Raw genomic sequence first — 19,234 nt, forward strand, 5'->3', positions numbered from 1 at the left:
TTTATATTATAATCGGAATTCGCTTTTTGTTTTGTATTGCAATTCTAACCAAGATTATTCCACTAGTAATTATAAGAGGCAGCGTAATAAAAAAATGCGCCTTGTTAATCATAAGTATAAAATAGACCACTAAAAATGTCAAATGTAAAAGAGCAAGTCTATACACTGCTCTTTTATTTTTTAAAATTGAAAAGATAATTAAAAAAAGCAGCAGCGGACTAAATAGTAAAACATTGTAATTCATCGCCAGTTCATGATGAAGCGAATAAAAACCAACAAAAACAAAAAAGATTCCCATTAAAGTCAAAATTAAAAGATAAAACTCATTTAATTTTTTATTGTTAATCAAGATTATGGCCAGCAGTATAAAAATGTAAGTAAAAATATTATTCCACCAAGAAAACGGAGTAACCTTCTCAAAGTTTAGTAAGGTCTTAGTTTTACCCGTCAAAAGGTGATTGTCAAACGTAGTCTTTTCTAAACTGTTTTTCAATTCAAAAGGTAAAAATATTGTGGTTCCTAACTGATCCACTTTTGTTCCGAAAATTATGCTGGTACCCAATTTTTCATAAAAATGCCCATCAAAATAAGGAAATAAAATGGATCGATAGGTTAGATCTTTATTCTCTTTTTTAACCACTACATCTCCGCCTAAAGTTGAGTTAATTACATCAACCACCATAGAGGTGCAATTTTTATCAATAAATTTATAAGTGTAATAACGATCTTCAGAATATAAAGCAGTGTTTAATTTATCAAAAAGCTTTTGTTTAAGATCTTGTGAAAGAAGTAATTCCTGTTCAAAAATGCTTCTTTTGTCATCAGTATATTCATTTATAAAATCAGGAAAAGAAGCCGCTCCAACAAAATACTGCAAATCACCCTTGGCAAATTTTGCTACAAAGTTAGGTGTCCTAAAATCAAAATTGCCATAATTGTATACAATATCTATATTATTTCCAGGATCATCTACCCGAATAGCGGTATGTCCAAAAAAACTATAAGATTCGTTACCAAGTCCGCAGGTTAGAATACTTATTTTGGCCTCTTTGGATAAAGGTAAACTTTGACCAAATCCAATAAAGCTTATTAAGAATAGTAAACTAAAAACGGTTCTTTTGAAAATGACATTTTTCATGATCTAAAATTTTAAAAAAAAATATTGGTTTTGTAATGGTTATCTAAAAATACCTAAATCTACTTTTATAGAAAAAATATTAGAATATAAAGCAGTACTTTGATTTCCTAAGTCTGTTAAAGCATAATCTACCTGAACACCTTTATATTTAAAACCCAATCCGATATTGGGCTGAAAACTTAGTTTTTCTGTATTATCTAATTGCGTAACATTCTGAAAATTTCCTGCTCCTGCTCTTAAAAATACCAAATCAGTATATCCAAATTCAAAACCAACTGCGGGATCAATACTCACTATTTTAGATGAAATAATATCATTAGTCTGCTCAAAACGCATGTTTAGATTTGTAGCGATCAAAAGGCTGTAATCATTATGAAATTCAATCATCTTTGAAACTCCCAATTGGGCTTTTGGCAGTGTAATTTCGGTGCTTTCCGGCAGTTCATTATTTTCTCCGGGAATTGCATTGGCGATTTTTTCATACTCTTCTTCGTCAATATTCCAAACATTATATGTTGTTGTAATATCTCGGAGCATCAATCCGAACTTCCAGTCATTTCTCTCAAACTGAAGTCCAAGATCAAAACCAAATCCCCAGGAATTAGCAAATTTACCAATTACGCGTCGTATTATTTTTGCATTTACTCCATATTGAAATCCTTCAACAGGCAGCTTTCTGGCATAAGAAAAAGTAAATCCATAATCTGCAGTTGAGAATAATTTAATGCGGTTATAATCTATATTTCCCTGGCTGTCGATCAATTGTGTGGTATCCATAATATCATCAACCCCAAAACGAATCATCGATATTCCCCAGGCACTTCTGTCGTCAATCGGGCTTGCATATCCAATAAAATCATATTGAGCAATATTGGCAAAATAATTGGCATGCATTAAAGAGATTTGATGATCTTCTAGTTTTGTTAATCCTGCAGGATTCCAATAAACGGCATTTACATCATCTGTAGAGGCAGTCACTGCACTCGACATTCCCAGTGCAGCAGCGTCAACTCCAATATTCATAAATTCATTCGAATATTTTCGAATAGTTTGCGCATACTGTGAGGTAAAGCTCCAAAATAATAAAAAGACAAAGATTTTCTTCAACGGATAGATTTTAGCAGATCGAGGCCTGTTTTAATTTTTATCAAAAATATAATATTTTACGGATCTAATTTGTTCCTTTTGAGAAATATTGCGAAAGAAAGAATTTCAAATAAAAAACTCTTTTAAAAACTTATTTTAGATGCGGTTATTATGCTAAATTTGTTGCTTACCATTATCAAATTAATTTAAAAGATGAATATTAAAAAACACATTCCTAATCTAATCACATTAATAAACCTTTTTTGTGGCTGTATCGCAGTAGTTTATATTTCTGAAGCCAATTATTTAATGGCTTTTTACATGGTATGCTTAGGAATTTTTTTCGATTTTTTTGATGGTTTTTTTGCCCGAATTTTCAAAGTGTCCAGTCCGCTTGGGTTGCAGTTAGATTCTCTAGCAGATATGGTAACCAGCGGAGTTGCTCCGGGTTATGTTATGTACACTTTGTTTTCAAACAGTGCACATGAATTAGGAACACATCCATTTATTCCTTTTTTAGGTTTTATTATAACATTGGGTTCTTGTTACCGTTTGGCAAATTTTAATATCGATACGCGTCAAACCGATTCTTTTATTGGTTTGCCGACACCTGCAAATTCACTTTTCATTTTAAGTCTGCCTCTGGTAATAGAGTTTTCAGATTCTTTAATAGTTTTAGAAATTTTAACCAACCAATGGGTTTTACTTCTTATTACGCTATTCAGTGCTTATATTTTAAATGCAGAAATTCCACTATTTTCATTAAAAGTAAAGAAATTTAACTTCAAAGATAATGCACTTCAAATGTCATTTTTACTGATTTCTTTTGTTTTGCTGATTTTACTTCAATACATGGCTATACCTGTAATTATCATTTTTTATGTTTTGTTGTCGGTTGTAAATAATGTGTTTTTCAAAAAGTAGTTTTATTTGAATGGGAAGAAAGACAACTTATCGTAAAACTGTTTCAAAGAAGTCCGGCTGGTCACTGTTCGGCCGAATGCTGCGTTTCCTTTGTTTGTCAATTTTAGCATTGCTTTTTATTGCGGGTGTCTATCATTACCGCCGTGGATTAGCCTATTATTTAGGTTTTAAAGCTAACAAAATTTCAGAAAAAGAAGCAGAAGATAAACGTCTTTCTGATGTGCGAAATTTTCAGGTTCTGGCAAAACATGAAGGGAAATCTATAGGTTTGGATGTTTCAGAATATCAAGGAAAAATCAGCTGGTCTTATGTTGATACTTTAGAGCAAAAATACCCAATAGATTTTGTATTTATTAGAGCTACTATTGGAAGAGATAGAAAGGATTATCAGTTTAAGCGAAATTGGATCGGTGCTAAAGAAAATAAAATGATTCGAGGCGCTTATCATTATTATCGTCCAAACGAAAATTCGATAGAACAGGCGAACCTTTTTATTGAAACAGTAAAATTAGAAAAAGGAGATCTGCCTCCGGTTTTGGATATCGAGAGATTACCAAAAAATCAGTCAATAGACAGTTTAAAGAAAGGTTTAAAACGCTGGCTTCTCAAAGTAGAAAATCATTATAAAGTGCGCCCGATAATTTATACTGGGGAAAGATATTATTCGGATTTCTTAAAAGATGAATTCGGAGAATATTTGTTCTGGATAGCCAATTATAATTTTTACAGAGAAAAAATTGAAGACGACTGGCTGTTTTGGCAGTTTACAGAAAAAGCTACTGTTCCTGGAATTAAACATAATGTAGATGTGAATATTTATAACGGAGATTTACAGCAATTGCAGTTTATTACGGTTGACTAGAATATTTTGTAAAAAGCTAAAGGGTAAAAGAAAAAATGGTAAAAAGTAATTCAAATTTACTTTTTACCATTTATATATTAAATTCTAAAATTCAAGTTTCTTCTTGCGGAGCTCAAAATTCTGCCCCAGATAAACACGGCGAACCATTTCGTCTTCGACCAGTTCTTCTGGGATTCCTGCTTTAAGAATTCCTCCTTCAAACATTAAATAGGTCTTGTCGGTAATTGCCAGAGTTTCCTGAACGTTGTGATCGGTTATTAGAATTCCGATATTTTTGTTCTTTAATTGAGCAACAATTCTCTGAATATCCTCTACTGCAACAGGGTCAACTCCTGCAAAAGGCTCATCTAGTAAGATGAATTTTGGGTCTGTAGCCAGCGCACGCGCAATTTCGGTACGACGGCGTTCTCCTCCAGAAAGTAAATCTCCTCGGTTAGTACGAATGTGTTCTAAGCTGAATTCTTCAATTAAACTTTCCATTTTTGCAATTTGAGCTTCTTTAGAAAGTTTAGTTAATTGTAAAACACTCAGAATGTTATCTTCAATGCTTAATTTTCTAAAAACAGAAGCTTCCTGTGCCAAATAACCAATTCCTTCTTGTGCACGCTTGTACATGGGATAATCGGTTATGTTTAAATCATCAAGATAGATATTTCCCTGATTTGGTTTTACCAATCCAACAATCATATAAAAAGAAGTTGTTTTTCCGGCACCATTTGGCCCTAAAAGTCCAACGATTTCTCCTTGGTTAACTTCTACAGAAATTCCTTTTACAACACTTCTTCCTTTATAGGTTTTGATTAAATTATCGGCTCTTAGCTTCATTTAGTTCAATTAGATAATTAGATAATTAGAAAATGAGATAATTGAAAAACAAACTCACTATTCAATTTTATAATTTGATTTGAAAGGCAAAATAAATGTAAAATAATCAATCCGATAAATCAATTAACAAATTATTGCGTTTTCAAAATTTAGATTTGTGCTTAAGAATTAAATAATTAGAGCATTTCGAGAAATTATCTAATTATCAAATTGACACATTTTCTAATTAGCAGCTTCCTCTTCAAGGGCTTCCCAAAATTCGTAAGCTCTTCTTAAATGCGGAATAACAATTGTTCCTCCAACAAGAGTTGCAATTCCCATAGCTTCCATCATTTCTTCTTTGGTAACTCCTTCTTTGTGGCTGGTTTCTAAGTGATATTTTACACAGTCATCACAACGCAGCACTGCAGATGCTACTAATCCTAAAAGTTCTTTTGTTTTTACATCAAGAGCTCCGGGTGCATAAGCGTTAGTATCAAGATTAAAAATTCTCTTTACAATCTTGTTGTTGTCAGCTAGTAATTTTTCGTTCATTTTAGAACGATAGTCGTTAAATTCTTGAATGATATCAGACATTTTCTTTCATTTTATTTTTATAAACAATCTTTGCGATCAGAATACTTACTTCATATATAATTAGCATTGGTATTGCAACAATGGTTTGACTCACAACATCTGGAGGTGTTACAATTGCAGCGATAATCAAAATAATTATTACGGCATATTTCCAATATTTCCTTAAAAAAACAGGAGTTACAAGTCCTAATTTGGTTAAGAAATAAATAGCGATTGGCAGTTCAAAAAATATGGCGCTGCCTAATACACTTGTTTTTACCATTCCCATATAAGACTCCAGTGTAAATTGGTTTTTTACGACATCACTCACAGAGAAGGTTGCAACGAAATTTACAGACATCGGAATTACAATGAAATACCCAAATAATACTCCCAAAAAGAAAAGCAGGGAAGAGGTGAAGATAAAAACTTTTGCATTTTTACGTTCTTTCTCATATAAAGCAGGGCTGATAAATTTCCAGATTTCCCATAATATATAAGGAAAACTTAGAATAAAACCGGCCAGAATACACATCCATACAAAGATGTTTACCTGTCCTTCCATTTCTGTGTTTTGAATAATAAAATTCAGCTCGGTAATACAAATGCTGTCTGCAAAACCCAATTGGTGCGATAAATCACAGAACCATACATAAGTAAAAAATGTGGGTCTTATTGGCCCTAAAATAATTTGATCAAATAAATAATCACTAACAAAATAAGTAACAAATGCCATAATGCATATTGCAATTGTACTTCTAACTAATAACCATCTTAATTCTTCAAGATGATCTAAAAATGACATCTCGCCAAGGTTTTTTTTTGCCATTATACTATTCCTTCTTTTAAAATGTCATGTAAATGTAATACTCCTTTGTACTCTCCGTTATCTGAAACGATAAGTTGTGTTATCGCAAAATCTTCTAAAATATTTAAAGCATCAACTGCCATAGTTTCTGAAGATACTGATTTAGGATTTTTTGACATAATATCTCTTGCAGTTAAGTCAGCAATAGTATCTACGTCATTTAGCATTCTTCGGATGTCTCCATCGGTAATAATACCAATGATTTTGTTGTTTTCTATCACAGCAGTTACGCCCAGCCTTTTTTCAGAGATCTCAAAAATAACCTTTTTTACTGAAGTTTCAGGTGAAACCATAGGTTTTAAAGAGTGTTCGATCATATCTTTTACACGAAGCAAAAGTTTTTTTCCTAAAGCGCCTCCCGGATGATAAACTGCAAAATCTTCAGGTTTAAAATCACGCATTTCCATTAAGCAAACTGCAAGGGCATCACCCATTACAAGCTGAGCAGTAGTACTGTTTGTAGGAGCCAGGTTTATTGGGCATGCCTCCATGTCTACTGTGGTATTAAGTATGTAATCTGAACCTTTTGCCAAAAAAGAAGTTACATTTCCTGTTATGGCAATTAATGTGTTTCCAAAACGTTTTAGTAAGGGAACTAAAACTTTTATTTCGGGACTGTTGCCGCTTTTTGAAATGCAGATTATAATGTCATCATTTTGAATCATTCCCAAATCACCATGAATAGCTTCTGACGCGTGCAGGAACATAGATGGTGTTCCGGTGGAGTTAAAAGTAGCTACCATTTTCTGAGCAATAATGGCACTTTTTCCAATGCCTGTAACGATCAGGCGACCTTTGGTTTCGTAAATTCGTTGAACTGCTTCGGAGAAATTTTCGTCCAGAAAATCAATTAGTTTTGTAATTGCTTCACTTTCAGAGAGTATTGTTTTTTTTGCTATTGCTAATATATTTTCTTTCGTGATCAAAACAGAATATTTAAAATTTGTATGTATAAAAGAAAGTTGTATCTTTATGTGTTGCAAATTTATACAAATTACCATTAATATAAAGAATGAATTCAAACGAAATTGAAATACACAAGGAATTAAAGAAGTATTTCGGCTTTAGCCAATTTAAAGGTTTGCAAGAGCAAGTCATTACAAGTATCTTAGGTAAAACGAATACTTTCGTTATAATGCCTACAGGCGGCGGCAAGTCTCTTTGTTATCAATTACCCGCTTTAATTCAGGACGGAACAGCTATTGTTGTTTCTCCTTTGATTGCTTTGATGAAAAATCAGGTTGATGCAATTCGAAGCCTTTCTTCAGAAAACGGAATTGCACATGTACTGAATTCCTCGCTTACTAAAACCGAAATTGCCCAAGTTAAAAAAGATATCACTTCTGGATTGACAAAGCTGTTGTATGTGGCGCCGGAATCTCTTACAAAAGAAGAATATGTGTTGTTTTTACAAAGTGTGCCTATTTCTTTTGTAGCCATTGACGAAGCGCATTGTATATCAGAATGGGGTCATGATTTTAGGCCGGAATACAGGAACCTAAAAAATATAATAAAGCAATTAGGCCAAGTACCTATTATAGGTCTTACGGCAACTGCAACTCCAAAAGTTCAGGAAGATATTCTTAAAAATCTGGATATGTCTGATGCTAATACTTTTAAGGCATCTTTTAACAGACCCAATTTATATTACGAAGTACGTACAAAAACTAAAAATATTGAATCGGATATTATTCGATTTATCAAGCAGCATAAAGGCAAATCTGGAATTATTTACTGCTTAAGCCGTAAAAAAGTAGAATCGATTGCCGAAGTTCTGCAGGTAAACGGAATCAGTGCCGTTCCTTATCATGCAGGATTAGATGCAAAAACACGAGCAAAACATCAGGATATGTTTTTGATGGAAGATGTAGATGTGGTGGTTGCAACAATCGCTTTCGGAATGGGAATTGACAAACCAGACGTTCGTTTTGTCATTCACCACGATATTCCAAAATCATTAGAAAGTTATTATCAGGAAACCGGACGCGCAGGACGTGATGGCGGAGAAGGACATTGCCTGGCATATTACTCCTATAAAGATGTAGAAAAGCTGGAAAAATTCATGTCTGGCAAACCAGTTGCAGAACAGGAAATTGGTTTTGCACTGTTGCAGGAAGTTGTGGCTTACGCCGAAACCTCTATGTCGCGAAGAAAGTTCTTATTGCATTATTTTGGTGAAGAATTTGACAGCGAAACCGGAGAAGGAGCAGATATGGATGATAACGTTCGTAATCCTAAAAATAAAATTGAAGCGCAAGATCAAGTTGTTAAATTGCTTGAAATCGTTCGTGATACCAAACATATCTATAAGTCAAAAGAAATTGTGTTTACCTTAATCGGACGTATCAATGCCGTTATTAAAGCACATAAAACAGATATACAATCCTTTTTTGGTTCAGGTTCTGATCACGATGAAAAATACTGGATGGCTTTGCTGCGACAAGTTCTCGTAACAGGTTATCTTTCAAAAGACATTGAGACTTACGGTGTTATAAAAATTACTCAGGAAGGTTTGGATTTTATTAAAAACCCAGTTTCCTTCATGATGTCTGAAGATCACGAATATAGTGATGCAGAAGACGACGCTATTGTTGCCAGTTCAAAATCTTCTGCAACTGCAGATGAAGTCTTGATGGGAATGCTTCGCGAACTGCGTAAAAAAGTAGCCAAAAAACTTGGAGTTCCTCCATTTGTCGTTTTTCAGGATCCTTCTCTTGAAGATATGGCATTAAAATATCCAATTACGCTACAGGAATTATACAATATTCATGGTGTTGGCGAGGGAAAAGCAAAAAAATACGGAGCAGATTTTGTTACACTAATCAGTCGTTATGTAGAAGATAATGATGTCATTCGTCCAGATGATTTAGTCGTAAAATCTACAGGAGTAAACTCTGCAAATAAATTATATATCATTCAGAATATTGACAGGAAATTATCATTAAAAGATATCGCTTCTGCGAAAGGACTTTCGATGGATGCTCTGATCAAAGAAATGGAAATGATCGTATACGCAGGAACCAAATTAAATATTAAATATTGGGTTGATGATATGCTTGATGATGATCAGCAAGAAGAAATTCACGATTATTTCATGGAATCTGAATCTGATAAAATCGAAGACGCACTAAAAGAATTTGACGGTGATTATGATATTGATGAATTGCGTTTGATGCGTATTAAATTTATTAGTGAAGTAGCGAACTAAAATTTTTTTTATGAGATTTTCGAAAATCTATTTCATTTTAGCTTTTTTGATTTCAGTTAAATTATTTGCCACTGCTCAAGCTCCTGATTATTTGATAATCGGGAAGGATACTTTGTCAATTCAGTCGAATCCTTTACAAGAATATTTTGAAGCACATCCAATACCGAAAAATTTAATTACTATAATCTCAAGTGGAAATTGGAGAGGTTATATTGCTTATTTTCAATTTTTGGATGGAAAATTAGTGGTCGAAAATATTTATAAAGAAGAGGCTAAAGAAAATGATAAAGCTCAGACAGATTTCGTTCTAACTTCAATTTATAAGGAAGTTTTTGGTGATAATAAAAATTTTGAATGTAATTTTTATTCAGGGCTTTTAATTTGTCCTTCCGGAAAAATGCTGCAGTATGTTCATATGGGGTATAGTTCTTTATTCGAAAATTATACATTAATAGAATTAAAAGACGGCATTAATATAAAATCTAAAAAAATTACCGGTGAAGAATTTATGGATTTTAAAAAGAAATATTTTAAATACTATAAAAAGACTGACGAATACAAACAAAAAGCAAAAGAATTTAAAGAAATGACGGCTGATCAAGATAAGGTTTTAAATGAATTGATGTCTGAAAAATCAAATAATAATAAAGAAAATAAATATTTAAAACAGAAAGAAGCTGATTACAAAGCTGACAAACAAGTTGAATCTTTTATGTTTATTTTTTTAAACGATTACATGAAAACAATTGAAATTCCCTTGAATTAATCCTATGAAAAAAACATCATTATTATTTACATCACTTGGTCTTTTGGTATTGACAATGTTAATTTTTGGTTTTTCTACAGAAAAGAAAGAACAAGATTCTAAATTAATTGGAGTCTGGAAAGGTTTTGAAGTTGAAAAACAGATCGAAGGCGTAGAAAAACACTGGATCCAGCAAAGATTTGAAAACGGAACATATGTAATTATGTTTACCACAAAAGAAGATTGTCAAATAGAAACCTTTACTGAAAAAGGGAAATGGTGGACAGAAAAAGGAAAGTTTTATGAGCTTTCTTCTACTGCAAAAGATCCTGAAGTGTATAGCTATGAAATGAAGAATGATGAAGTAGTAGAATTTAAAAGCATAAAACTTTCAGGAGAAAAAAAGGAAACCTACACATTCAGTGATTATAAAATTAGTTTTTAATTTTATTTCAAAAAAAAACGAATCTCGAATTATCGGGATAAATTCCAAATTCCAGACAACATAGTCACTTGGAATGTGGAATTTTTTTATTGAATTTTATCCTTCGTACAACTCTCCTCGATGTGGTTTTAAAGCATCTCTTACCGAAATCATATTTTCATCGGTGACAACCATAAAAGCAATCGCGTGCATTTCGTTTATGATTTTGTATCCCGTAATATTTAATGGTAATTTTTCGATTGCAATATATTCTTTTAAATGAATTTCATGATGTTCGGCTGTTTTTTCAGAAGCCGGACCGCGAAAATCCCAAATCAGTTTTATTTTTCTAGACATTTTTTTTAAGGTGCAAAGGTTCAGAGAGGCAAAGGTACAAAGGTTAGTTTGAAATTGGATTTAATATTAAACAAGTAATTTCAATTCAAAGTGTTATTTTTGCAGAATATTTTGTTTCTTAAAAATTCTGCAATGGAAGAGAATTCAGTTTCTTGTAATTTACAATTTACCGATTTAGCCAAAAGTCATTTAAAGGCGGTTAGTAAATGGGTTTCTATAATTTCAATAATTGGATTAACTGTAATAATTATTGCAATTATTACTTCAGTATATGACTATATTGTAATTTCAAAAATAGATGATGTCCCTTCAGGAGGTGGTGTAGGTTATTTTATGATTTCGTTTATGACCTATTTTCTCTTCTTGGCGAGTGTTTTTTGTTTTTTACCAATGTATTTTTTGTATAAATTTTCTTCATGTCTTAAGATGGCTCTTGAAAATGATGATTCAGATTCATTGGAAATTTCATTTAGATATTTAAAATTTCATTATATATCAATAGGGGTTTTGCCACTATGTATTTTTGTATATTTTTTAGTGGTTAGCATCTTTTAATAATACTATTACCTTTCAATCAAAATGCCAAGAGAACTTTTACTTCAGGTAACGCCGGAAATTGCATCAAACGAATTGCTGCTAAAAGACTATTTGTCTAAACAAATCAAAGTTTCTCTACAAGAAATTCAACATATTACTATTTTAAAACGTTCAATTGATGCGCGCCAGAAAGCAATCAAAATCAATCTGAAAGTTATTATATATTTAAAAGGAGAACCGTTTCAGGAAATTAAAATCGAACTTCCTGTTTATAAAGACGTTTCTAATTCTCAAGAAGTAATTGTAGTTGGAGCAGGTCCGGCAGGACTTTTTGCTGCGCTGCAATTGATAGAATTAGGTTTAAAGCCAATTGTATTAGAACGTGGAAAAGATGTTAGAGGACGCCGACGCGATTTAAAAGCAATCAATGTCGAGCATATTGTAAACGAAGATTCTAATTATTGTTTTGGCGAAGGAGGAGCAGGAACGTATTCTGACGGAAAATTATATACGCGTTCTAAAAAGCGCGGCGATGTAACTCGTATTTTAGAACTTTTGGTCGCTTTTGGAGCTTCAGAAGATATTTTGGTAGAAGCACATCCGCATATTGGAACTAATAAACTGCCAAAAATTATTGAAGATATTCGAAACAAAATCATAGAATTTGGCGGTAAGGTTTTGTTTGATACACGAGTAACCGATATCCTTGTGAAGAATAATGAAGTGGAAGGAATTGTAACTCAAAATGGGGATAAGATCCTTGCAAATAAACTCATCTTAGCAACTGGACATTCAGCGCGTGATATTTTTGAATTATTAGATAGAAAGAAAATTTTAATCGAAGCTAAACCTTTTGCTTTAGGAGTTCGTGCCGAGCATTCGCAGGAATTAATAGATAGTATTCAGTACAGCTGTGATTATCGCGGCGAATATTTACCTCCGGCACCTTATTCTATTGTAAAACAAGTTAACGGCCGTGGTATGTATTCATTCTGTATGTGTCCTGGAGGTGTAATTGCACCTTGCGCCACAAGTCCGGGTGAAGTGGTTACAAACGGCTGGTCACCATCTAAAAGGGATCAGGCAACAGCAAATTCCGGAATTGTAATCGAATTAAAATTAGAAGATTTTAAACCTTTTGCAAAATTTGGCGCTTTGGCCGGAATGGAATTTCAAAAAAGTATTGAACAAAAAGCATGGCATTTGGCTGGACAAACTCAAAAAGTTCCGGCTCAAAGAATGATCGATTTTACCCAAAATAAGGTTTCTGCCGATATTCCTAAAACTTCTTACGTTCCGGGAACTACTTCGGTAGAAATGGGGCAGGTTTTTCCGGGATTTTTATCGCAGATTTTACGCGAAGGTTTTAAAGAATTTGGTAAATCAATGCGTGGTTATTTGACAAACGAAGCGATTTTGCATGCGCCAGAAAGCAGAACTTCATCGCCTGTTAGAATTCCGAGAGATCCTATAACGTACGAGCATTTGCAGATAAAAGGTTTGTATCCGTGTGGAGAAGGAGCGGGATACGCGGGCGGAATTATTTCTGCAGCGATAGACGGCGAAAAATGTGCTTTGATGATTGCCGATACTTTAAAATAATTTTGCCGTAATACTTTGTTATAATATGTTTCGTTTTAACTTTGGTTAAAGATCTAATTGTAACGATTAATAAAATGGCAAACTTTTTTTCAAATTTATTTAATAGAAATAATGACCCTAAATCGATAATTTCCTTTGATGTTATCGATCCCATTTATGCGTATTTGTATAATGAAGAAGGGAGTGTTGAATTAAAAATCAAAGGTATTCAGGAAACTGTTTTGGTGAATTTGTATTCATTTCCAACTTCTTTGGATCATGAAGAAGGAAGAGCCGAAATTGAAAAAGCCGGTTTTAAAAATGCGTACGAAGTTTTAAATGAACTTTATAAAAAAGTTGATATTGGTGTTGTTTCTGAAGAAATAATGCAGCAGGAATTAGAATTTGATTTCATACATATTCAATTTTATTCTCAGCCAAGTGCAGAGATGAAAAAGTATTTTAATAAGGTTTTAAATAACTTTATTATCTTGTTTTGCTGTACCAATAGCTTAGAAATAAACGACTTTAAGATTTTATATACAGGCAGTCATTTTATAGATTATACAAAAGGACTTTTAGATTCGGAAAAGCTGGATGTGAATACACCTAAAAATGAAACTCAGGAAATCGGGATCAAAGATTTTAAAACTGTTTTGCAGGGAATGTGCCAGTACATGAATATTGAAATTCCGGAAAGTGTAGAACTGCCTTCATCAGAAAATTTATTAGAAAGTGAAGAAGTGACAGAAAGTACTTTTGAGGAATTTGTCAAATTGGTTTCAAGAGGAAGCATTGAGGAAAAAGACCTTAAAAAACAAACTAAAAAGCTTTTTAAGAATTATAAAAAGGAAGCAAAAGAATATTACAGTATTGTAGAGGATCATTTTGCATTTTTTGAAAGTATAGATTCCTGGAACAGCGATTGGAAATTTGATCCCGAAGATGCGATATATTTTATTTCTTATATGCTGGGTGAAGATTTTACATTTGATTATCCTGAAGAAACCTATAGTCATAATCTGTTTCCATATATTCAATCTGAATTAGAAAAATTGAATTTGGAATTATTAACTTATGATACGCAAGGAGATAATTATTTGTTTTTTGTTGCAAATAAAGAGGATGTTGAAAGAATTTTAGAATTGTCAGAATTAACGAAGATTGAAGTTAATCAGTTGTAATTTAATTTGTTTTGTTTATAATCTTGTTAGCACTGCTTGTGCTTCTGAAAACTGATTACTGTTTCTGCGTGAGGGATAGGAGCAGGCTACCGAAGTAGCGCGGATAGCCCGACAGCAATATAAAAAGGGGCGACTAAGCGGTTTGCATAGTCAGCCCCTTTTTATATTGGTGGCACGCCCAAATTATTATTTACGGAATTAGAATAATCTTTCCGGTACTTTTTCGGCTTTCTAAATAATCGTGCGCCAGTTTTCCTTCTGATAACTTGAAAGTAGTGGGTTCTGAAAGTTTTATTTTACCTTCAATAATCCAATTGAATAATTGAGTTGCTCTTTTAATTCTTTCTTCTTTAGAATTTAAATAACTCCATAAATCACCTCCGGTTAAAGTTTTAGAACCATCCATGAGCATTCTTGGATCTACAGGCGCTGGATCACCGCCCGCCATTCCGAAGAAAACAACTTGACCGCATTCTTTTGTGACTTCGAAGCTTTCTGCCAATGTGCTGCCAATACTGTCATAAACAACATCTGCACCTTTTGGAATTATATTAAAAACTTGCGATTTCCAATCTTCATTATATAAGAAAACATGATCAGCGCCCTGTTCAAGAGCTATTTTAGCTTTGTCTGAAGATGAGGTCAAACCAATAACACTGGCTCCTAAAAGTTTGCTGATTTGAGTTAAGATCTGTCCAACTCCGCCGGCAGCGGCGTGAATTATTACAGTTTCACCTTTTGCTGTTTTATGGCTGTCTGTCGCTAAATAATGCGCTGTTAAACCTTGAAGTAAAACAGCAGCAGCGGTTTCAAAAGAAATCGTTTCCGGCAAAGGAAGAATGTGATTTACATTTACAGCAACTAGTTCTGCATTTGCAAAAGGCGCATCGGCAAAGGCCACGCGATCGCCAACTTTATATTCGGGATTATTGTTAGTGTTAACCACAATTCCCGCACCTTCGTAACCGGCAATAAAAGGCGGATTTCCTTTTAAATGGTAATTTCCTTTTCGTCTGTAAACATCGGCAAAATTTAAACCAACGGCTTTCATTTCGACTAAAATTTCATCACTCTTTAATTGAGGGTCCGGAATTTCGATATATTCTAAAACATCTGAATCTCCAAAAGAGGAAAAGGTAAGTGCTTTCATTTCTTTAAGTTTATAATTTTTACAACTACTGATTAATAATTTTTTTAGTTAGAGTTTCTTTTAGCCACAGATTAAAATGATTTTAAATCTGGATAGTTCGCCACGAATTAATTAGTGTAGATTTGTGAAATCCGTGGCAAAAACTCTTTTTATCCTTAAACTTGTGGGTAAAAATATAAAATTATATTTTAGGAAATTTCATGTCATTAAAAGTACTTTTTTGTTTTGCTAAAGCTTCTATTTCCTCCCATTTTCTAGGTGAATCGACAGATAAATTTTCGTATGAACTTTTTTTAATTAGAATGTCATCTTCAATGCGAACACCAATATTCCACCATTTTTTGTCACAATTACTATTGGCCGGAATGTAAATACCAGGCTCAACGGTTATAATCATATTTTCTTTTAATCCGTTATAGTAATTTCCTTTGTCATGAACGTCTAAGCCAAGAAAATGTGAACAGCCATGAGGATAATATTTGTTTACTTCTCTCTCATCTTTAATAATTCCAAGCTTTACTAAACCTTTTGCCAGAACATTTTTTGCCTTTGCATTGACATCGCCAAGAGAAGTTCCTTCTTTGCAGATTTTAAAAACTTCTTCCTGCGCATCGTAAACCAATTGATAAATCGCCTTTTGTTCTTCAGAAAATTTACCGTTTGCGGGGATTGTTCTTGTAACATCGGCAGAATATCCATGATATTCAGAACCAACATCCATCAATAATAATTGATTGTCAATTTTTGTGGCGTTATTATCGCCGTAGTGCAGGATACAGCCATTTGCTCCGGCACCAACAATTGGCGGATAACCTTCGCCTTCTGCGCCATATTTTCTGTGAATGTAAGCGTGAATTCCGTCGGCTTCATTTTCGCTCATATCTGGGCCAACAGCTTTCATTACTTCGTTGTGTGCAATACAGGAAAGTTTAACAGATTTACGCATCAATTCTATTTCTTCGGGAGTCTTTATTTCGCGAAGAGAATTTGTAATATTTTCATATAAGATTTGAGAAGTTTTGTCTTCTGTGTTAATGCCAGATTTAGTTTTAAAGGATTGAATTAAACCAGATAATTCGAAGCCGCTTTGATTGCTTTCTATATCACTTGGAATTACATCATAAATTATTTTGCTGAATTTCTTAAAATCAATGGAAAAATCCTTGAAATCTTTTCCGTTATAAACGTTCTTGATTCCGAGTTTAGATTTTGTTCCATCAACTCCAAGACGCCTTCCAGTCCAGGTTTCTTTTGATGCGTTTCTTTCTCTAATAAAAAAAACTTCATTGTAACTTTCACCGGTTCCTTGAGATTCCTTAAAAATCAACAGAACCGCATCGGGTTCTTTATATCCAGTCAGATAATATAAATCAGGATTTTGATGAAAATTATAATTGATATCTCTGGAAAAAACTCTTTCGGGATAAGAAAAAATGACAGCTACCGAATTAGCCGGCATGAGTGATCTAAAAGCATCTCGTCGTCCTTTATGAAATTCTTTTGTGAGATAATCTGTTGGCAGGTTTTCCTGAGAATGAGTTTGATGAGCAGTAATTAGTAAAATAAAAAACAGAAATAATTGCTTCATTTTTTTGGTTTTTTTAAAGTGGTTTTAGTTTTTTAGGTGTTGCAAATTACAAAAAATATGCATTGATTGTAGGAATTGAACTTACGTTTGCTGTATGAATTTTGAATGTTTCTTATCATAAACTTTTAGTTATAGAGAATGGTATAATTTAAAACAAAAAAACCGCCAATAAAGGCGGTTAGGATTGAGCTGTAGACTATTATTTCTTTTTCATTTTATCTTTAAAAACTTTTTCAAATTTTTCAATTTTCGGCTGAATGACCATTTTGCAATACGGCTGATTTTTGTTGTTTGCATAATAGTTCTGATGATAATCTTCGGCTTTATAAAAAGCTTTAAAAGGTTCGACTTTTGTCACAATCGGATTGTTGTAGACTTTTGCTTTGTTCAGTTCGGCAATTATATTTTCTGCTGCTTTTTTCTGTTCGGCATTTTTATAGAAAATTACAGAACGATATTGTGTGCCCACATCTGCACCTTGTCTGTTTAGTGTGGTTGGATCATGAACAGTAAAAAAGACTTTAAAGATCTCATTAATATCTGTTATGTTTTTATCATAGGTAATCTGAACGACTTCTGCGTGGCCTGTATTTCCGGTGCATACTTCTTCGTAAGTTGGGTTGGCCGCTTTTCCTCCGGAGAAACCGGACACTACAGATTTTACTCCGTCAAGATTTTCGTAAACCGCTTCAACGCACCAGTAACATCCTCCTCCAATTGTAATAGTTTCCAGGTTTGAAGATTTTTTTGCTGTATTGTTTTGTGCAAATCCGTTTAAAGTCAAAACGAATAGGGCTATTAAAAATATATTTTTCATTGTTAAAATTATTTAGAATCGGGGATAAAATCAAGTGCAATAGAGTTCATGCAGTAACGTTTTCCTGTCGGCTCGGGACCATCATCAAATAAATGACCTAAATGACCACCGCATCTGCCGCAAAGTGCTTCAATACGCTCCATGCCAAGAGAATTGTCTGTTTTGTATAATACGCTTTTTTTATTATCCTGTTCAAAGAAACTTGGCCATCCGCAGCTGCTGGCAAATTTGGCGCCAGATCTAAAAAGCTTATTCCCGCAAGAAGCACAATAGTACGTTCCTTTTTCGTCTGTGTTCCAGTATTTTCCTGTAAAAGGTCTTTCTGTATCGGCATTTCGCATTACAGCATAAACATCTTCAGGTAATACTTTTTTCCATTCTGCATCGCTGATATTTAGTTTTGTGGTATCAGTATTAGAATAATATGGATTTCCGGCTTTATTAATTACATTTTCCATAGAAGTAGATTTAGTTTGCTGCTTTTTGGTATTTTGTCCGCATGCCTGTAAAATAAAAAGCGGAATCAAAAAGCAAAGGCTGAAAAAATGAGTTTTTGTTTTCATGTTATGAGGCTGTTTTTGTAATTCAAAGATACGGAGAGAGTTGTTCTTGAAATCTCGTATCTGATACAATTGAGATTATTTTAAGTGAGTTTTAACTTTTTATATTTACGTAAAATTAACAGCTGCAGTTTTTATTTCTTATTTTTAAAGGTTTTTTGATTTTTGTGTAATGGTAATTTATTGAATGCCAAATTTTTATAAATTGTAAAGTGAGTTAAACTTTTCACAATCTTCTATAGGATTTTCAAGCCATTTCTTTTTTCGTATTTTTGTTTGATCAATACGCCATATGACAGAAGAAAACGTAATATTAGTTAATCAAAAAGATGAGCAGATTGGCTTAATGCCAAAATTAGAAGCACATGAGAAAGCTGTTTTGCATCGCGCTTTTTCTGTTTTTATTTTAAATAATAAAAACGAAATTATGCTGCAGCAGCGTGCACATCAAAAATATCATTCCCCTTTACTTTGGACCAATACCTGCTGTAGTCATCAGCGCGAAGGCGAAACAAATATTGAAGCCGGAAGCCGAAGATTATTTGAAGAAATGGGGTTCCAGACAGATTTAAAAGAGCTTTTTCATTTTATATACAAAGCTCCTTTTGATAACGGTCTGACGGAACACGAACTGGATCATGTGATGATAGGATATTATAATGATAATCCGGAAATCAATATCGAGGAAGTAGAAGATTGGAAATGGATGAAAATTGAAGACATTAAAACCGATATTCAAGAGCAGCCCCAAATTTATACCGTTTGGTTTAAAATAATTTTTGATGAATTTTATCATTACTTAGAAGATCATAAGCTTTAAACTGA

Annotated in this window: 20 protein-coding genes; 9 read left to right on the plus strand and 11 right to left on the minus strand. The window is 33.2% G+C overall.

Annotation, left to right across the window (positions count from 1 at the left end):
• Position 1: 1 nt before the first annotated feature.
• Positions 2-1,138 (minus strand): lipoprotein N-acyltransferase Lnb domain-containing protein, encoded by a 1,137-nt coding sequence (locus tag B0A68_RS07745; RefSeq protein WP_035682348.1) that lies wholly within the window; start codon positions 1,136-1,138, stop codon positions 2-4.
• A gap of 39 nt (positions 1,139-1,177) precedes the next feature.
• Positions 1,178-2,245, minus strand: a complete 1,068-nt coding sequence (locus B0A68_RS07750; RefSeq protein WP_240475232.1) for a putative type IX sorting system protein PorV2 — start codon at positions 2,243-2,245, stop codon at positions 1,178-1,180.
• Between the two features lie 192 nt (positions 2,246-2,437).
• On the opposite strand from B0A68_RS07750, the gene B0A68_RS07755 reads away from it, so the two are divergent.
• Together B0A68_RS07755 and B0A68_RS07760 are read left to right on the plus strand one after the other, a co-directional pair.
• Positions 2,438-3,148, plus strand: a complete 711-nt coding sequence (locus B0A68_RS07755) for a CDP-alcohol phosphatidyltransferase family protein (RefSeq protein WP_035682342.1) — start codon at positions 2,438-2,440, stop codon at positions 3,146-3,148.
• 10 nt (positions 3,149-3,158) lie between these two features.
• Entirely contained in the window at positions 3,159-4,010 is an 852-nt protein-coding gene (locus tag B0A68_RS07760; protein WP_035682339.1) for a glycoside hydrolase family 25 protein, read from the plus strand.
• An 84-nt stretch (positions 4,011-4,094) separates the two neighbouring features.
• Here B0A68_RS07760 and lptB read toward each other — a convergent pair whose 3' ends face one another.
• From lptB to B0A68_RS07780, 4 genes are all read right to left on the minus strand, one after another.
• The gene (gene lptB / locus B0A68_RS07765) at positions 4,095-4,835 is read right to left on the minus strand and encodes an LPS export ABC transporter ATP-binding protein (protein ID WP_035682337.1); all 741 of its coding nucleotides are present in this window, start codon (positions 4,833-4,835) and stop codon (positions 4,095-4,097) included.
• Between the two features lie 222 nt (positions 4,836-5,057).
• Positions 5,058-5,411 carry a carboxymuconolactone decarboxylase family protein gene (locus tag B0A68_RS07770; RefSeq protein WP_007803834.1) on the minus strand — a complete coding sequence of 118 codons (354 nt, stop codon included), beginning with the start codon at positions 5,409-5,411 and terminating at the stop codon, positions 5,058-5,060.
• On the minus strand, positions 5,404-6,219 hold the full coding sequence (gene tatC / locus B0A68_RS07775; RefSeq protein WP_035682334.1) for a twin-arginine translocase subunit TatC: 816 nt from the start codon (positions 6,217-6,219) through the stop codon (positions 5,404-5,406). Before tatC ends, B0A68_RS07770 begins: the two co-directional genes overlap by 8 nt.
• Positions 6,219-7,184: a KpsF/GutQ family sugar-phosphate isomerase gene (locus B0A68_RS07780; protein WP_035687853.1), complete on the minus strand. Its 966-nt coding sequence runs from the start codon at positions 7,182-7,184 to the stop codon at positions 6,219-6,221. Before B0A68_RS07780 ends, tatC begins: the two co-directional genes overlap by 1 nt.
• A gap of 86 nt (positions 7,185-7,270) precedes the next feature.
• Between B0A68_RS07780 and recQ the strand changes: the two genes are divergently transcribed.
• From recQ to B0A68_RS07795, 3 genes are read left to right on the plus strand one after another with little or no spacing between them, the layout of a single operon-like run.
• The gene (recQ, locus tag B0A68_RS07785) at positions 7,271-9,466 is read left to right on the plus strand and encodes a DNA helicase RecQ (RefSeq protein ID WP_035682331.1); all 2,196 of its coding nucleotides are present in this window, start codon (positions 7,271-7,273) and stop codon (positions 9,464-9,466) included.
• Between the two features lie 10 nt (positions 9,467-9,476).
• Complete coding sequence (locus B0A68_RS07790; protein WP_035682328.1) at positions 9,477-10,232, plus strand: hypothetical protein; 756 nt, start codon at positions 9,477-9,479, stop codon at positions 10,230-10,232.
• 4 nt (positions 10,233-10,236) lie between these two features.
• On the plus strand, positions 10,237-10,656 hold the full coding sequence (locus B0A68_RS07795; protein ID WP_123947487.1) for a hypothetical protein: 420 nt from the start codon (positions 10,237-10,239) through the stop codon (positions 10,654-10,656).
• A gap of 96 nt (positions 10,657-10,752) precedes the next feature.
• On the opposite strand, the gene B0A68_RS07800 is transcribed toward B0A68_RS07795, so the two are convergent.
• Complete coding sequence (locus B0A68_RS07800; protein ID WP_035682326.1) at positions 10,753-10,992, minus strand: hypothetical protein; 240 nt, start codon at positions 10,990-10,992, stop codon at positions 10,753-10,755.
• A 132-nt stretch (positions 10,993-11,124) separates the two neighbouring features.
• Here B0A68_RS07800 and B0A68_RS07805 point away from each other — a divergent pair, with 132 nt between their 5' ends.
• From B0A68_RS07805 to B0A68_RS07815, 3 genes are all read left to right on the plus strand, one after another.
• Positions 11,125-11,547, plus strand: coding sequence for a hypothetical protein (locus B0A68_RS07805; protein ID WP_035682323.1), 423 nt, complete (start codon positions 11,125-11,127; stop codon positions 11,545-11,547).
• 24 nt (positions 11,548-11,571) lie between these two features.
• Positions 11,572-13,131, plus strand: a complete 1,560-nt coding sequence (locus B0A68_RS07810; protein ID WP_035682320.1) for an NAD(P)/FAD-dependent oxidoreductase — start codon at positions 11,572-11,574, stop codon at positions 13,129-13,131.
• Positions 13,132-13,205: 74 nt separating this feature from the next.
• Positions 13,206-14,294 (plus strand): DUF6630 family protein, encoded by a 1,089-nt coding sequence (locus B0A68_RS07815; RefSeq protein ID WP_035687849.1) that lies wholly within the window; start codon positions 13,206-13,208, stop codon positions 14,292-14,294.
• A gap of 190 nt (positions 14,295-14,484) precedes the next feature.
• Here the strand turns inward: B0A68_RS07815 and B0A68_RS07820 are convergent, their stop codons facing one another.
• From B0A68_RS07820 to msrB, 4 genes are all read right to left on the minus strand, one after another.
• Positions 14,485-15,444, minus strand: a complete 960-nt coding sequence (locus B0A68_RS07820; protein WP_035682318.1) for a quinone oxidoreductase family protein — start codon at positions 15,442-15,444, stop codon at positions 14,485-14,487.
• A 181-nt stretch (positions 15,445-15,625) separates the two neighbouring features.
• Complete coding sequence (locus B0A68_RS07825) at positions 15,626-17,032, minus strand: aminopeptidase P N-terminal domain-containing protein (RefSeq protein WP_035682315.1); 1,407 nt, start codon at positions 17,030-17,032, stop codon at positions 15,626-15,628.
• A 199-nt stretch (positions 17,033-17,231) separates the two neighbouring features.
• A complete protein-coding gene (gene msrA / locus B0A68_RS07830; RefSeq protein ID WP_205623778.1) occupies positions 17,232-17,849 on the minus strand; it encodes a peptide-methionine (S)-S-oxide reductase MsrA in 618 nt (205 codons plus the stop codon).
• An 8-nt stretch (positions 17,850-17,857) separates the two neighbouring features.
• Complete coding sequence (gene msrB, locus B0A68_RS07835; protein WP_035682313.1) at positions 17,858-18,412, minus strand: peptide-methionine (R)-S-oxide reductase MsrB; 555 nt, start codon at positions 18,410-18,412, stop codon at positions 17,858-17,860.
• 289 nt (positions 18,413-18,701) lie between these two features.
• Here msrB and idi point away from each other — a divergent pair, with 289 nt between their 5' ends.
• Positions 18,702-19,229 (plus strand): isopentenyl-diphosphate Delta-isomerase, encoded by a 528-nt coding sequence (gene idi, locus B0A68_RS07840; RefSeq protein WP_035682311.1) that lies wholly within the window; start codon positions 18,702-18,704, stop codon positions 19,227-19,229.
• Positions 19,230-19,234: the final 5 nt, after the last annotated feature.

The sequence above is a fragment of the Flavobacterium reichenbachii genome (assembly GCF_002217435.1).
Classification (GTDB): Bacteria; Bacteroidota; Bacteroidia; order Flavobacteriales; family Flavobacteriaceae; genus Flavobacterium; species Flavobacterium reichenbachii.

What these genes read in the sequence shown, in the direction of transcription:
- B0A68_RS07745 (WP_035682348.1), bottom strand. Translation starts at nt 1,138, where the DNA reads ATGAAAAATGTCATTTTCAAAAGAACCGTTTTTAGTTTACTATTCTTA.
- B0A68_RS07755 (WP_035682342.1), top strand. Translation starts at nt 2,438, where the DNA reads ATGAATATTAAAAAACACATTCCTAATCTAATCACATTAATAAACCTT.
- B0A68_RS07760 (WP_035682339.1), top strand. Translation starts at nt 3,159, where the DNA reads ATGGGAAGAAAGACAACTTATCGTAAAACTGTTTCAAAGAAGTCCGGC.
- lptB (WP_035682337.1), bottom strand. Translation starts at nt 4,835, where the DNA reads ATGAAGCTAAGAGCCGATAATTTAATCAAAACCTATAAAGGAAGAAGT.
- B0A68_RS07770 (WP_007803834.1), bottom strand. Translation starts at nt 5,411, where the DNA reads ATGTCTGATATCATTCAAGAATTTAACGACTATCGTTCTAAAATGAAC.
- tatC (WP_035682334.1), bottom strand. Translation starts at nt 6,219, where the DNA reads ATGGCAAAAAAAAACCTTGGCGAGATGTCATTTTTAGATCATCTTGAA.
- recQ (WP_035682331.1), top strand. Translation starts at nt 7,271, where the DNA reads ATGAATTCAAACGAAATTGAAATACACAAGGAATTAAAGAAGTATTTC.
- B0A68_RS07790 (WP_035682328.1), top strand. Translation starts at nt 9,477, where the DNA reads ATGAGATTTTCGAAAATCTATTTCATTTTAGCTTTTTTGATTTCAGTT.
- B0A68_RS07795 (WP_123947487.1), top strand. Translation starts at nt 10,237, where the DNA reads ATGAAAAAAACATCATTATTATTTACATCACTTGGTCTTTTGGTATTG.
- B0A68_RS07800 (WP_035682326.1), bottom strand. Translation starts at nt 10,992, where the DNA reads ATGTCTAGAAAAATAAAACTGATTTGGGATTTTCGCGGTCCGGCTTCT.
- B0A68_RS07805 (WP_035682323.1), top strand. Translation starts at nt 11,125, where the DNA reads ATGGAAGAGAATTCAGTTTCTTGTAATTTACAATTTACCGATTTAGCC.
- B0A68_RS07810 (WP_035682320.1), top strand. Translation starts at nt 11,572, where the DNA reads ATGCCAAGAGAACTTTTACTTCAGGTAACGCCGGAAATTGCATCAAAC.
- B0A68_RS07815 (WP_035687849.1), top strand. Translation starts at nt 13,206, where the DNA reads ATGGCAAACTTTTTTTCAAATTTATTTAATAGAAATAATGACCCTAAA.
- B0A68_RS07820 (WP_035682318.1), bottom strand. Translation starts at nt 15,444, where the DNA reads ATGAAAGCACTTACCTTTTCCTCTTTTGGAGATTCAGATGTTTTAGAA.
- B0A68_RS07825 (WP_035682315.1), bottom strand. Translation starts at nt 17,032, where the DNA reads ATGAAGCAATTATTTCTGTTTTTTATTTTACTAATTACTGCTCATCAA.
- msrA (WP_205623778.1), bottom strand. Translation starts at nt 17,849, where the DNA reads ATGAAAAATATATTTTTAATAGCCCTATTCGTTTTGACTTTAAACGGA.
- msrB (WP_035682313.1), bottom strand. Translation starts at nt 18,412, where the DNA reads ATGAAAACAAAAACTCATTTTTTCAGCCTTTGCTTTTTGATTCCGCTT.
- idi (WP_035682311.1), top strand. Translation starts at nt 18,702, where the DNA reads ATGACAGAAGAAAACGTAATATTAGTTAATCAAAAAGATGAGCAGATT.